11 protein-coding genes and 3 pseudogenes are annotated in these 13,449 nt (G+C 53.9%); 5 read left to right on the top strand and 9 right to left on the bottom strand.

Annotated elements, in window-relative coordinates; translation table 11 throughout:
* Nucleotides 1–206: 206 nt before the first annotated feature.
* Together DP106_RS12820 and DP106_RS12815 are read right to left on the bottom strand one after the other, a co-directional pair.
* Nucleotides 207–521: pseudogene (locus tag DP106_RS12820) on the bottom strand (IS5/IS1182 family transposase); the annotation flags it as partial.
* 285 nt (nucleotides 522–806) lie between these two features.
* Nucleotides 807–1,757, bottom strand: a complete 951-nt coding sequence (locus DP106_RS12815; RefSeq protein ID WP_165857895.1) for a CPBP family intramembrane glutamic endopeptidase — start codon at nucleotides 1,755–1,757, stop codon at nucleotides 807–809.
* Between the two features lie 436 nt (nucleotides 1,758–2,193).
* Between DP106_RS12815 and DP106_RS12810 the strand changes: the two genes are divergently transcribed.
* Entirely contained in the window at nucleotides 2,194–2,982 is a 789-nt protein-coding gene (locus DP106_RS12810) for a DUF4097 family beta strand repeat-containing protein (RefSeq protein WP_120085893.1), read from the top strand.
* 167 nt (nucleotides 2,983–3,149) lie between these two features.
* Here the strand turns inward: DP106_RS12810 and DP106_RS12805 are convergent, their stop codons facing one another.
* Both DP106_RS12805 and DP106_RS15525 read right to left on the bottom strand, forming a co-directional pair.
* Nucleotides 3,150–4,913 (bottom strand): transposase, encoded by a 1,764-nt coding sequence (locus DP106_RS12805; RefSeq protein ID WP_120085891.1) that lies wholly within the window; start codon nucleotides 4,911–4,913, stop codon nucleotides 3,150–3,152.
* A gap of 212 nt (nucleotides 4,914–5,125) precedes the next feature.
* Nucleotides 5,126–5,386 (bottom strand): hypothetical protein, encoded by a 261-nt coding sequence (locus tag DP106_RS15525; RefSeq protein WP_133305140.1) that lies wholly within the window; start codon nucleotides 5,384–5,386, stop codon nucleotides 5,126–5,128.
* Nucleotides 5,387–5,567: 181 nt separating this feature from the next.
* On the opposite strand from DP106_RS15525, the gene DP106_RS12795 reads away from it, so the two are divergent.
* On the top strand, nucleotides 5,568–6,644 hold the full coding sequence (locus tag DP106_RS12795) for a 2-hydroxyacid dehydrogenase (RefSeq protein WP_120085888.1): 1,077 nt from the start codon (nucleotides 5,568–5,570) through the stop codon (nucleotides 6,642–6,644).
* Nucleotides 6,645–6,817: 173 nt separating this feature from the next.
* On the opposite strand, the gene DP106_RS12790 is transcribed toward DP106_RS12795, so the two are convergent.
* The gene (locus DP106_RS12790) at nucleotides 6,818–7,048 is read right to left on the bottom strand and encodes a hypothetical protein (protein ID WP_120085887.1); all 231 of its coding nucleotides are present in this window, start codon (nucleotides 7,046–7,048) and stop codon (nucleotides 6,818–6,820) included.
* A 297-nt stretch (nucleotides 7,049–7,345) separates the two neighbouring features.
* Nucleotides 7,346–7,699: pseudogene (locus DP106_RS16265) on the bottom strand (hypothetical protein); the annotation flags it as partial.
* On the opposite strand from DP106_RS16265, the gene DP106_RS12785 reads away from it, so the two are divergent.
* Nucleotides 7,690–7,821 (top strand): hypothetical protein, encoded by a 132-nt coding sequence (locus DP106_RS12785; RefSeq protein ID WP_394343461.1) that lies wholly within the window; start codon nucleotides 7,690–7,692, stop codon nucleotides 7,819–7,821. The pseudogene DP106_RS16265 and the gene DP106_RS12785 sit on opposite strands and share 10 nt — an antisense overlap.
* A gap of 208 nt (nucleotides 7,822–8,029) precedes the next feature.
* Nucleotides 8,030–8,884: a ZIP family metal transporter gene (locus DP106_RS12780; RefSeq protein WP_394343460.1), complete on the top strand. Its 855-nt coding sequence runs from the start codon at nucleotides 8,030–8,032 to the stop codon at nucleotides 8,882–8,884.
* 12 nt (nucleotides 8,885–8,896) lie between these two features.
* Here DP106_RS12780 and DP106_RS12775 read toward each other — a convergent pair whose 3' ends face one another.
* From DP106_RS12775 to DP106_RS12765, 3 genes and pseudogenes are all read right to left on the bottom strand, one after another.
* Nucleotides 8,897–9,475: a DUF1684 domain-containing protein gene (locus tag DP106_RS12775; RefSeq protein ID WP_120085883.1), complete on the bottom strand. Its 579-nt coding sequence runs from the start codon at nucleotides 9,473–9,475 to the stop codon at nucleotides 8,897–8,899.
* 91 nt (nucleotides 9,476–9,566) lie between these two features.
* The gene (locus DP106_RS12770) at nucleotides 9,567–11,252 is read right to left on the bottom strand and encodes an FAD-dependent oxidoreductase (RefSeq protein ID WP_120085881.1); all 1,686 of its coding nucleotides are present in this window, start codon (nucleotides 11,250–11,252) and stop codon (nucleotides 9,567–9,569) included.
* 186 nt (nucleotides 11,253–11,438) lie between these two features.
* Nucleotides 11,439–11,786: pseudogene (locus DP106_RS12765) on the bottom strand (DsrE/DsrF/DrsH-like family protein); the annotation flags it as partial.
* Between the two features lie 317 nt (nucleotides 11,787–12,103).
* Between DP106_RS12765 and DP106_RS12760 the strand changes: the two are divergent.
* Nucleotides 12,104–13,408 carry a recombinase family protein gene (locus DP106_RS12760; protein WP_120085879.1) on the top strand — a complete coding sequence of 435 codons (1,305 nt, stop codon included), beginning with the start codon at nucleotides 12,104–12,106 and terminating at the stop codon, nucleotides 13,406–13,408.
* The last annotated feature ends 41 nt before the right edge of the window (nucleotides 13,409–13,449 follow it).

Raw genomic sequence — 13,449 nt, 5'->3', positions numbered from 1 at the left:
AACGATGCTGATGATCTTTATTACATTCATTCTCCGTTTGTTGCATCGCATACAACTGCTTGTATTATACGTAATCAAACATATTTTATGATAGCGTCTTGTAAGTGGTTGAGATCCGATGTCTATACACTGACCTGAGTCGGTTATCTTACCAAACAGAGAACCAGTAAAAGTTGCTCTATTGAAAACGTGGTACGGAAGTACAATCATAGCGTCTTGGTGAGCTTCTTAATATTGTTGAGTGCGAATAGCAGAATGATCTCCCGGAACTGACGATACCAGAACCGCGAACGCAGGACTCCGCCCTGCGTTCGCTTGGTCGTTGAGTACGTTGTCTCTGCCATCCATCGCTGGCCGTAGCCTTTGTCGCGGATAATTGCGTTATTCGCTACTGCAAGCGGTCGAGAGCCGCGATGGTGGACAAGATATTCAATGTCCTGAGCAGCAATCTCGTACTCGGTGTGCCAGTCTTGGAAACCATTGTCTGCGGCCACTGACCGCAGCTTAGACTCAGACTGACGGCGCCAATGCCGATGGGTGCAGCAAAGTGAATCCATTGACCGTCAATTAGAACCGTTATATGCGTCGCTGATTCGAAACCGAGCAGCATAAACATAGCTGTGATCTTGGTCTGTATATCAGTCAGAACCGGTAAATACTGGCAGACATCGACCGCTTTCCTTGGTGATCGATGTGCCAAAAATTGCCGGCGGTGGCCCTCCCGGGGACGTGGATGTAGTCAGGTATCCTCGCCACGTTGCTCCAGCCGTTATTGATCTGTTATAGTCGTCAGTGAGTGCAGTGGGTCAGCCACTGGGCGATTCGCTGCAGTTTGGATCGGGAGCGACGGCACCGTATTGAAAATAAAAATACCCGCTGATGATGAGGAATTCGATTGCAAAAAGCAAGAACAAGATAGCGGGATCGGACGTATTGAACCCAATCGATCTACCGGAGACGCTGTACTCCACGACCTTGGGGTAGGTCGCGCCGGAACTACTGATGAGCATCGTGGTGGCGAGATTACCGCCCATGTGGAGACCGATAGGAAACGCAAGTTCCCCGGAGAGCAGATAGGCCCACCCCAACAGGACACCACTGATAGAAGTCATAACCAGCGCATAGAGTAGCGAGTCTCCTGTTGAAAGTGCTCCGAAAATCACGTGACCGAACCCGAAGACAACCGAACTACTGAGTAAAGCCCCAATAATAACCGTTCGATCGGAGAACCCTCTGGACGCGAGTCCTTCAACGGCGTTTGATATGAAAATACCTCTGAATAGCGTTTCCTCCCAGAACCCGAGTGCGATCCATCCAAAGACGAGGATTCCAACCTGAAGGACGATTGGGACGGCAGCCACGTCGATCCAGGTACCGATGATCTGTACCCCTCCCCGCTGGTACTCGATGACGAACAATCCAGCCTCAAGGAAGACGGCTAAGGCAAACCCAGCGAGAGCATCTACCCCCCACTGACGGGACAGATTAAAACCGTAGTCGGTGATGTCCCGATGATCGACGTATCGCTTCAGCAGAGCCATTGCGATGAGGACGCCAATAACGGCGGCCGGATGCACGACGGCTATTTCTGCCCAACTAGGTGGATCTATTCCTACTGCCTTTGCGGTGAATATGAACCCAAAAACGGCAGCGAATGTAATGACGACAGCTATCAAAACACGCCAAGAACATCGTAACTGTCCATCTTGAGAGCCAAATAGTGCCGACCTGACGGTGGAAATCAGCGTTTTTGTCACATCACAATTCAGAGAGGCATTCGACATAAAAGATGACTCAGCGTTTCTATCACAGCAACACACGGAGAGCCACTCGGTACAACAGGCGTCGTTAGCATGTCGAAAATACGGAATCAGATACGTCTGATTCGATCAATTCAGTGTACACACGGAATCTAAGTGAGTGGAACGGTGTAACCTCTTTGTATGGGGCAGTAAAGAACGCTCAGATACCTTGATTGGGGCCTGATAGGCATCCTCACTGTCATCGCAGTGCTGTGGCAGCTTTCTATCGGCAATTCGTTCACGTCGAGAGTTACTAGTGCAGTGCTGGCTGGCGGACTCAGTCTCGCAATCACGGTGCTTAGATAGATAAGCCTGACAACTCTTCTGTCATGTGTTGCTGTGGGTGAAACGGGTGTGCCCGTTTGATTACTGATCGCAGTGAGCTTCGGGTGTGCACGACGACACACATTTGACACCGCTGCTGTCAAGACGCACGCTGCTCGGTGGCTGTGCCACCGCAACCACCGTCGGTCTCGCCGGCTGTTCGTCCAGATCGCTTGCCGCTGAGACGACCGTTACTCATGAGTACGACGCGGCTGCCATTGCGGCACTCGTCATCGACGTACCAAACGGAACAATTAATCTCACCGATGAACAGCGGGCAACAGTCGGCGTCGAGGCGACAAAACAGGCCGTCGACGACGAGGCACTTGATCGTCTCACACTGCAGGACGAGCGAATCGACAATCAGCTGTCGCTCACCGTCGACAGCGGAGACAGCGGGCTCCTCTCGCTGGGGCCCACGCCGCGGATGGATCTCGCGGTTACCGTGCCACGGGGACTGCAGCTTGATCTCGGGAGTACAAACGGAACGATCACCATCGACACGGCAGGTGCCGACAGTATCACCGCCGAGACGAGAAATGGGGAGATCGATATTGACACGGGCGATGCTGACAGTGTGACCGCCGAGACAACAAACGGTGATGTCGGCCTCTCAGTTGTTGGGGCAACTGACGTGCAGGCCGACACGACGAACGGCAACGTGTCGATCACGCTGCCAGCAAGTGCGGAGCCATCGATCAGCTACGAGACGACCAACGGTGGGTTCGAGACCAGTGGTCTTGATGCCGGGTCGATCAAGGCCGACGCCGGCGTTGAGCGGACGCTCGGCAACGGAACCCACCAGCTCACGGTTACCACAAACAACGGCGACCTCACGATCCGGGGCGATCGCTGAGGTGGGTGGTGACTGTGGTCTCATACAAGATGCAAACTCTGACGGCACCGCAGAAAGGGGTGTTCTGTCGAGAACACCCCGGCCCGATCACCAGTAATTTCTCATCAGAATGGAGTCGTCGCCACAGAAGAACCAGCTGACAGCGACAAACGACACTTTCTCCCCGACTATCCTGCTGATTTCTCTTGCTTCGCCTCCGATTCCAGGAATCCGGAGGCTCGCTTTAGGTTTCTCCCGATAGCTTTCGCTATCGAGGCGTTCTTCACCTTGATTTTCCCCGTGAACTCCGTTTTCTCACCGTCCTTGTGATACATCTCGTTCATCAATGATTCCACTCCGGCACGTAGGTTCAGGAACTCCTGCTCCGCTGGATCATCTAACCGCTGCCGTCGCTGAGCAACTTCTACCCGCCGTTTCCTGAACCCGTAGCTGTAGTGTTCCTGTTGTTCCTCGACGAAACAGTTCTCTTGGTACTGGCAGCCATCACAGAACTTCTTGTCCATCTTTCCCGAGATACGGCCAGTCTCGTAATGGTTCTGCTCGAATGGTTCGTGTCCGGCAGGACACGCAACCATTCTCGTCCCATCCCACTCTGGAGCAGCAAGCGACATCTTCTCCGCTGCAGGACGTTGACCCGTGATTCCAGTGAAGTGCTGCGTGATCTCCTGATCACGACAGCACTTCTCTACTTCCTTGTGCGTGTACCCGCCATCTACGAGCAGGTCACATAATCCCGTTTCCTCAGCCAGATTCCTCGCGTCCTCACCCAAGAGGTCTCCATCGTCTGTGTTGTTCGTATCGACTTGCACCGCTGTAATCAAGCGGAACGGATTTTCACCATTGCATGTCTCAGCGATATTCGACTTGTAGCCGAAGTAATCCTCCGCGTTCTTGGAGCGATACGTCGCTTCGTCGTCGTGAGGGTTTTGCAGTGATTCACTGCCGATCTCGTCGGACTCTTCCAGTCCGACGTGATCGTGTCTCTCTTCAGCATCTCTTTCACCCGATTCGGAGTCGGATTCATCTCCAGCAGTCGCCGTGGATTCACTTGGAGAGGTGTACGTTTGGAGTGGCTGCCAGCCCGGTGACTCGTCACCGGGATGGCCTCGATCATCTGGCTCCAGATTATCGGTATCGTCTTCGAACTCAGGAATACGATAGCATTGTTCCTCAAGGACACGCTGTAGATGAGCGAAACTTTCCAACTCGGCGTATTCAGCCTCACCTCTGAACCGCTCAACAAGCCACACGATATGCTCAGCAAGTGTTTCCATCTCTGCAGGAATTTCGTCTGGTTCAAGATGATAGGACAACTCTAAGTTCTCGGTGTCGGCGAACTCGTCCATTCCGGCAGGGAGTTCCTGTACGATCTCCTCCGGGAGATCGCACAGGAAATTGTGAAGCACTTTAGCGAGGAGATCGACCCGAGACAGTTGCTTGATGTTGGCCTCAATGAACGTCGAATCCATTCGTTGAGTACTCGCATCAATCTCAAATTCACGCTGAAAGTAGGTGCGGTGATTCTCAAAAACCTCGTGTAGCAGATCCTGGCCGGTCTCTTCTTCATATTCCATCAACCGACAGCGGAAGTTGGTCAGTGTCTTCTCACAGATGTTGTCTCCAAGCGTCTCTTTTCCTAATGCGTTCCTGACGCGAAAGTCGAAGACGTAGGCATGTTCGAGCTCTTTGTCGGACATGCCGAGTAGGTGTTTGATGATTTCCAAGGAAACAAGCTCGTTGGCTGGTTTGTTCAGACGGCTATACCCGTCGTGGTATAGCCGTTCGAACTTCCTTTCATCAATTTGGGTGAAAACATGTTCGTAAAAATGAGTAGACCAGTGATTCTCTAGTTTCTTCTGTACCCTGCCTGAGAGATCCTTCAAAGGCGAAAATAGCATCTCTTGTTCATGGTCAGTGTTCTCTCTGAACATGTTATTACCCAAGTTATTGACTTTTCGAAACTCTGATGTAAATAACTTACGAGTATAATTGAAGATACTTTGTTAGAAGTCACTTTGAAAGCTTAGAAAACTCATCGTCGGCCCTTTCTACGGTGCCGTCACCTACTGTATACTGTATATGATTACGCTTCGGAAATGTTTGTAGAGTGATTGGACGTAGGATACTTCGATCTGGAGGACACTCAAAGATTTGAGTCTAAGATATTGTATATCACGCAAGCGAATGCAAAGTGTAACCAGCGCACTTCAATCGCTTTCGAGGTCTTCCATGCAGCGCACTCTTTGATCGATTTGTAGCTCGCCTCAATGCCACCGCGGTAATTATACCGCTGAATTTTCTCGACGGTTTGAACGCGATCCACTCGGATGTCGTCGTTGACGGCGAGGTTCGTCACGAATGGTCGCACGCCGTCGAGATCGCTGTCTTCGTTCGGGGGCAGCATCACCAGATTCGTGTAAACTTTCGAATTACTCGATTGAGCTTTGACCCTTCCACGGATAGAGTAGTCATTCTCGACGTATATCTGGTCATGTCTTTTATTATCGGTGTATGGATGAGTGAGAATGCTCGACAGATTTAAACCGAAAGTGCTGCTATCTGAATTGTAGAGAAAACACAATACCATGAACATGTTTATCACTTCAAATTTTGCTGAAGCCGGCATTGAGCGACTAACCAATCTCGGGTTCGATGTTACGTTCGATCCGATTGAAAGCCGTGACGGCCGGATGTCGGTTGAGACACTGGAACAGCGATTGGAGGGTGTTGACATCTTCATCTCTGGGTTCGAAGGTGTGCCAGCTGAACTCATGGACGCTGCCGATGATCTCAAACTTATCGCCTGTCCGCGCGGTGGCCCTGAAGCCAGCGTGGATATTGACGCTGCGACCGACCGCGGGATTCCAGTTCTGTATGCACCGGGCAGAAACGCAGAAACTGTTGCCGACCACACAATAGGACTGTTGTTGGCTGCCACGAGGAATATTGCACAGGCTCACCATCGACTGCGGATGGGCAAAGATACCGGTACCCCAAAGGAGGACGCCGCAGCAGGTGGCGAGCGTGAGGATGTCACATGGGGAATCGGTTCCGAATCACCGTACACGACGCTTCGAGGGCCAGAACTTCGTGGCCGGACACTCGGTATCGTTGGCTTTAGCCGGATCGGACGCCGGGTCGCAAAGCGAGCCCGCGACGGCTTTGGGATGGACGTACTCGCCTACGATCCGTTTGTTGACCATGTTGAGATGGAACCGTTCAACGTCGACAAGGTGACTGATGTCCGATCGCTGTGTCAACAAAGCGATATCGTCAGCCTTCATGCCGCAGTTGCACCAGGCTCGCGCAATATGATCGGCCCGGCAGCGTTCGCAGCGATGCCCGACGACGGCTACTTCGTCAATACAGCACGGGCTGCCCTCATCGAAGATGGCGCGCTGCTTGAAGCACTTGAGACAGACGAGATAGAGGGTGCGGCACTCGACGTGTACCCTGAAGAACCGATCGCCGAAGACGATCCGTTGTTGGAGATGGAAAACGTTGTTACAACACCGCATATCGCCTCGGCATCACAGGATGTCATCAATCGGCATAGTGAACTCACCGTGAACGATATCGAAGCATTGGTCAACGATGAACAGCCCATGCATGTCGTCAATCCTGAAACACTGACCGACTTCACGCTCGGCGAGATGGTATAATCGGCGACGTGTGGCTGCACCCGTCGGGAACATCGAATCGACGCGCTGAGCGACATCGATCAGTCTAGTTGAGTTTGTGGAGAGCAGCGTACAGTTGTATTGTCAGAGCTAGCAGGGCCTACCGTCGGGAACGCAGTTACTGCGAATAAAAACGGGTCGAGCGATACCGGTGATCAGTCTTCGAGGCCGAAATCCGCGAGTGAGTGCGTGTGATGCCACATCGAGACGACCTCCTCAACGTCGAACGTGAGGACACCATCGGTCAGCTCGATCCGGACGGATTCATCGTCGATCTCCGTGTCGTGGAGGTGCATCTCCAGCGGTTCATCGAACTCCGAGACGGCAAGCATCAGTTCACCTTTCGATTCGAGTTCCGCCTGTAGTTCGTCAGCTTCGACTACCATTGCAGTTAGTCAAAGAGTATAGATAAAATAAACTCTTTTTTGCTTTGCCAAAATTATATTTTCGCCGAAACGTATTAGTACCGGAGGTAAGTAATGATATAAACATTCTTGTAATATAAATACAATACTCTCTTCAGACTACCGAGCACCGAGGTCGTCAGAGAGCAGTCGTCTGGGCGTAGACAGCAAGACACATCCCTGAGAGCCATGATGAAGGAGAGCAGTATTGCGACACCGGTTTCGAACGCATATGCCGGATGAATCGACAGCAGACAGTGGGGTAGACAACAGTGACAGTCAGAACACACCGGCAATGAAGCACAGACCCATGATGGTGAGTACGGCAGCGGAGACAACCGGGAGGTACGGCGTGTACTGCGAGACGGTCTCTTCGTGGTGGTGATAGCCTGCAATCAGCAGTATCGTTAGGTCAGCGATACCACAGATAACGGTTATCGCGTACGCGCTCATCAGTGAAAGGCAATAATTCGAGCCGGCAAAACGGGCGATGATCTCGAACTCTCCCTCGTGGGCAACCCCGAGCAGGAAGGCAAACCATGCAATCCCGAACAGTCCCCGTTCGGCAACGTCAGAGGAGCCACTGTGGTTGTGTTCATGTCCACTGACGACTGGAAGTACGCGTGTTAGCCGAGTGGTGTCTCGAATCCCCGTTCTGTCACGGAGCAGGTGAGCGAGTGCGAGAACACACCTACGACATCCGTGATTTCGACGGGGTATATCCAGTGAGGCTTATGATTCTCCGAGACGATTGAATGGGGTAGTAGTGTAGTAATTAGAAATTTTACATAATCATACACGCAGCGATAGGCGTCGGATACCAAACCCCCAGTGGTTAACGCGCACGTTATTGTTTGTTTAAACCGCTTTCCGGGGAACTCTGTGTCTCAGCACATGAATTAATAATAACCAGTGCGTAATTAGTAATGTAGAGTAATGACAATAATACAAATACTATCGTCGGTGCAGACAGCACAGCGAGCACACGTCACTGCTGAACGAGCAGTTGGGGTCGCCGGCGTTGTCGCACTTGCGGGGCTCTCCGTGCTCGCCTACAGCGTCGGGGTAACATGGAAGCTCCTGGCGATCTCGTGGGTGGCCTTCGCCGCGGTGGCTATCGGCGCGCCGCTGGGGGCGCGAACCGCCCAGACGGCCCAGCCCGTCGAAACCGTCTGGGGATACGGTCTCGCCAGCGGCGCGATGGTGACCAGTGCCGCGCTGTTCCTGATCCCACAGGCACTCGGCCAACACGGGCGGTTTGGGAGCCTTGGGATCGCAGCCGGCTTCCTGGCTGGGTACGTCGGCCACGCACTTGGCCACCGGCTCACGTACCTCAACGTGCCGATCGAACAGACAGCCGCGGAGCTGACCGTCCACGCGCTGGCCGCCGGCGCGATCATCGGGGCGATCTACACGGCGATGCCGTCGCTGACATCGATCCTTGGCGTCGCCCTTGTCTCACACAAGGCACCGGCCGGGTATGCCGTCGCGTGCCGGCTGGCTGACCGGAATCGGTCGGTCGTCGCACTCCTGTTGCCGGCGGCGGCCGTTGGGCTGGTCGCACTACCGGTCGGAATGACAGGGCTATCGCCGTCACCGATATTGCGCGGCTTCCTGTTTGGATTCGGGGCTGGCGTCTTCCTTCATGTCGCCGTCGATCTCTTACCGGAGTGTACCGCCGGCAGCGACACCTGCCCTATCGACGTTGCAGGCGACAGCGACGCCCATCGCTTCCAAGATCGGCTGCGCACCCACGCCGCCGTGAGTTCACTCGGCGGCGCGGCAGCCGTCGTCGCTACGTGGCTTGTCGTTGTCTAACCCCTTGAACGGTCAGCGAGGATCAGCAGACTCGCCGGGGAAATCCTGTTCGCCGGCCTCGATGCGGACATCGAGCCAGTTTTCGGGTGGAATCATCGGACACTCGTAGGCGTGGTTGTAGGCACACGTCGGATTATACGCTGCGTTGAAATCGAGAATCCATCTGTCGTCGACGCGGTGGGTGTCAGGTTCGAGATCGAGATACCGACCGGCCCCGTAAGTCGTCTCACCGCTCGTCTCGTCGCGGAACGGTACCCAGAAGCGGTCGGCTTCCCGATCCGGTCGGTAGGCCTGCAGGATATACGTCTCACCGTCAAGCTTGAATCTGAACGCGCCCCACCGGAGATACGTCTGTTCGCCGTCAGCTGTCGTTTCGACGGTGACCGATTCTTTCGTCTCGTGTTCCTCCAGCGGTACCACGAAGCGATAGGCTGGGTCGGGCTCGTAGTAGGCAAGCTCTGGAAACGCCGCGCCGCGCTGCTCGTCGGGCAGCGGCGACCGCGGTGAGTTCTTGAAGTGGTCGCGTTTGGTCTGCCGTTGCTGTCTGATGCTGTCGGCCCATCCCTCCGGCGGCGATGATGTTGCTCCCATGTATCAATATTGTATCTGAACCACAATAATGATGTGGCTGTCGAACCTACACTGGTGGACAGTCGTTCGGATCCGACTGCCGCACCGTCCGCTACTGTTCTGCTGTTACCGGTTCGTCGTCGGCTTCGTCGTCGTTGCCCATCGCGGCTTCGTATCGATAGTAGCCGCCGGTGAGACTGCGGGCTTCGATGCCGTGTTCCGCAAGGATTCGGGTCGCCATGTAGGAGCTTTTGCCGATCTTGCAGTAGGTCAACACCTCACCGTTCGGGTCGGCGTCGGCAGCCCAGTCCCGAAGTTTGCCGAGCGGAACGTTCTCGTCGCCGTCGATCCAGCCCTGCGCCTCGCGCATTTCGGGTGGGCGAGTATCGATGACGGTCGTGTCGTCCTTGTGGTCGAGGAACTCATCGAGATGCACGATGTCGGCGACGCCCTCCACGACGTTCGCGCCGATCATCCCCAGCATGTTGACCGGATCCTTGGCGGCCGAGTACGGCGGCGCGTACGCCAAGTCGTAATCCCGGATGTCGAAGACGGTGTCGTCGTGGGCGATGGCCGTCGCCAGCACGTCAATCCGTTTATCGACGCCGTTTTGGCCGATAGCCTGTGTGCCAAAGAGCGTCCCATCGTCGGGATCAAAGAGGAGTTTGAACTGGATCTCGGTCGCACCAGGATAGTACTCGGCGTGGTTCGGCTGACTCGTGTAGACCGCCTCGTAGGGCTGACCGAGCTCATCGAGTGTCGCGGCAGTGTTGCCGACGGTGCCGACATCGAGGTCGAACACCTTGGCGATCGCCGTATCCAGAACGGGATCGAGTTGGTCGTCGTGGCCCGCAATATCGTTGGCCGCGACACGACCCATGCGGTTGGCCGGGCCACCGAGCGGTACCCATGCGTTCCCGTCGGCGCGAACCGCCGGTGGCGCGGCCGCATCGCCGACCGCGTGAATCGACTCCACCGAGGTTCGCATTCGCTCGTCGACGGCGATTGCACCGCTGTCGTGGAGTTCGATACCAGCCGACTCGGCCAGTTCCGTTCGCGGTGTGACGCCGGTAGCGACGACAACGAGGTCGAAGGTATGTTCGGTGTCGCCCATCGTGGCGACGACCGTCCCGTCGCCGGGTTCGGCCAGGTCGTCGACACCGGTTGCCAGCCGAAGGTCGATCCCCTGCTCGCGGAGGTGGGACTCGACCACCGCCGCCATCTCCGGGCCGAGCGTGTTCGGCATCACCTGATCGAGCAACTCGGCGACGACCACATCGTGGCCGGCCTCGTGGAGATTCTCGGCGACTTCGAGCCCGATGTACCCACCACCGATGACGAGTGCGCGCTCGGCGTCGGCAACCTCCTCGCGGATGTCTGTCGCATCCGAGACGGTGCGGAGGGTGTGGCAGTGCTCCAGCTCGTCGAGGTCGAACATCGGGGGAACGAGCGGTTCGGCCCCCGTTGCGACGACGAGGTCGTCGTAGCCGATGGTCATCGACTTGCCGTCAGCGTCTGTAACCGAGACAGTGTGTGTGTCCGGATCGATATCGGTCGCTATGACGCCCGTGCAAATATCGAGATCGAAGGCAGCACTCAGCTGCTTGACTCCCATCACAGCGAGGTTCTCCTCGGGGACGGTGTCGCTCAGGTGATACGGCAGTCCACAGCTCGCATACGAGACGTGCTCGCCCTGTTCGAGGACAATGATCTCGGCGGTTTCATCGAGCCGTCGCAGCCGCGTCGCGGTGCTCATCCCGGCGGCGTTCCCACCGATGATGACATACTTCTGTGTCATACATATCGCAAGGCGACGATAGTAGGTATATATTGTAGTGTCTTCCCAAAATCATAGAATACCCTCTCAGTGTAAAGGTAACAATACTGCCGCTCAGCTGTCGGGAGCAGCACCACCAGTCCATATACAGGTGCGGTGGACTCCGGACGAACTCGGCCCACCTGACCGGCTGTCTGTGCAAGTCGCTCAGACCAGCAGTTGGATGTCGGATTCAGCCATATGCTGGAGTGCGGTGGCCGCGCCAACACCGACGGTCACATCGTCGTAGAAGTCGTCCTCGTCGTACTCCATCAGCTCGATGATCATCTGGCAGGCTTGCAGTTCGACGCCCTGATCCAGCGAGAGATCGATGAGTTCCTTGATCGTCGCCGTCCCGTTGTCGTCGATCCGGGACTCCATCATGCGCGTGGCGAGCCGATCCATCCCCGGGAGGGCCGCCAGCGCGTTCGGCATTGGCATGCTGGGGTTGCCGACCGCCGACAGCTGGAGGTTCTCTGACTTCTCCTCGTGGAGGATGTCGAGTCCCCAGAAAGTATCTTATTGCGGCCAAGGTCTTCGGTGGGACGACAGCACGACTTGACGATTCGACAATTCCTTCATCGATAGACACCTCGTAATCATCACTTGTCGGTTGCAAATGCTGTGTCAATATTCCAAATTTGATGATAGGAGTCGGAATGGGACAGTCATCGGGTAGTGTACTAAGTAATGAATCGAATGGATCAGTCGTGGCTAGATCCGACCTATCCTTCTTAGAGACCAGTAGATTTTCCTTTTGCCTGTACATACAAGAGATAATGTCGTATTATAGTATATATCTTTTGACCATTCATACTAATATTTAATCGGCAATCTTTCTGTATTATCTCAACCATCTCATAGGTGTTACACTTACCGCTGTTTTATGTATTGTATTTGCAGGGGTATGGATTCCAGATACCGCTATTAAGTACGGCGTTAGGGATCTCATTTGGTGCTTTTATAACCTCTCTGAACAGCTGACGATCTACTGGTTTGCACCTCTGGTCGGATTCGCTGGGATTAGCCCTGATAAGGCGAGACAACGTATTGACATCATTATCGAATATATCCGAGTTTCTGGTCAAGAACAAAGCAAAAAACATGGAAAAGAAAGACAAAAAGATGCAATTCAAGATGAAATGGACAACATAGATTCTGAGGAAGTGATACCGGTATCAAAGGATTGGGAGTCTGCGAGTACAATGTTACGGGAAAACATTGATGAAATAGTTGAAACCGTCCGTAGTCATCCTGAGAAGACAGTAGGACTGATGATAGAAGACGTGGACAGGCTGTCCAGAGCGCCACCATTTGAGGCGGCTGTCTTTCTGTGGGTGCTCTCCAGATTTGACGTGGTATTCTACTTTGGCAACTGGGGATATTTTGATTTCAGCGATCCTTACCAACAACTGATCATATTCCACGCATTAGTTGGTGCGCGAGATGAGTACAATAGCATCATCGAACGTACTTCGTCCGGGCAAAAAGGTGTCAAAGAGGATGGTGGCTTCCCCGGTAAGGCACCGTTTGGATACTCTAAGCCTGATACGAAGGATGATGCGAGTGATGACAATCAATCTAATAAACTTGAGATCAACGAGCAACAAGCAGAAGTAATTAATCAAGCCATTGATAGAATACTATCAACTGCAGATCCTGTCGTGAGTTCGATCTACGACGATCTTAGTGACAAATATGAAGCTAAAATTGAAGATTTCCCTGAATACGCGTCGTTCTTCTATATCCTACGGAATAAAAAATACACTGGCGATTTAGAACATGACGATGAGGTGGTTGGCCATATCCCTCAGATCATATCAAACGAGGAGTATGAGCGTGTCATCGACAAGATAGGCAAGCCAGACAATAGTGAAAACGACGACCTTGATCACGCCCTGGAATCGATTATCGAACGATTCGGAATTGACGGATCAATCCAACTATTCGATATCATCAAGGGTCGGTGTCCAGAGTGTGGCGGGGATGTTGATACGGAAGGTAGTGATAAGCGGTGGGGACATCGTGTTCTGAGCTACGAGTGTATCGGAGCAGCCACCGACTCTCAGGAGGCCATTGACGGCGGGTGCGAAGATAGTAGGGAAACCGACATCGACTCTCATGATACTGATAGCTGAAAATTCATGAGGGTTGAGCCACAGTATCCAATACGGTGACA

Origin of the sequence: Halonotius pteroides, from assembly GCF_003605635.1 — an archaeon.
GTDB classification, from domain to species: domain Archaea; phylum Halobacteriota; class Halobacteria; order Halobacteriales; family Haloferacaceae; genus Halonotius; species Halonotius pteroides.
The sequence above is the reverse complement of the archived record's forward strand: the minus strand, read 5'-3'. Positions and strand labels throughout refer to the sequence as shown.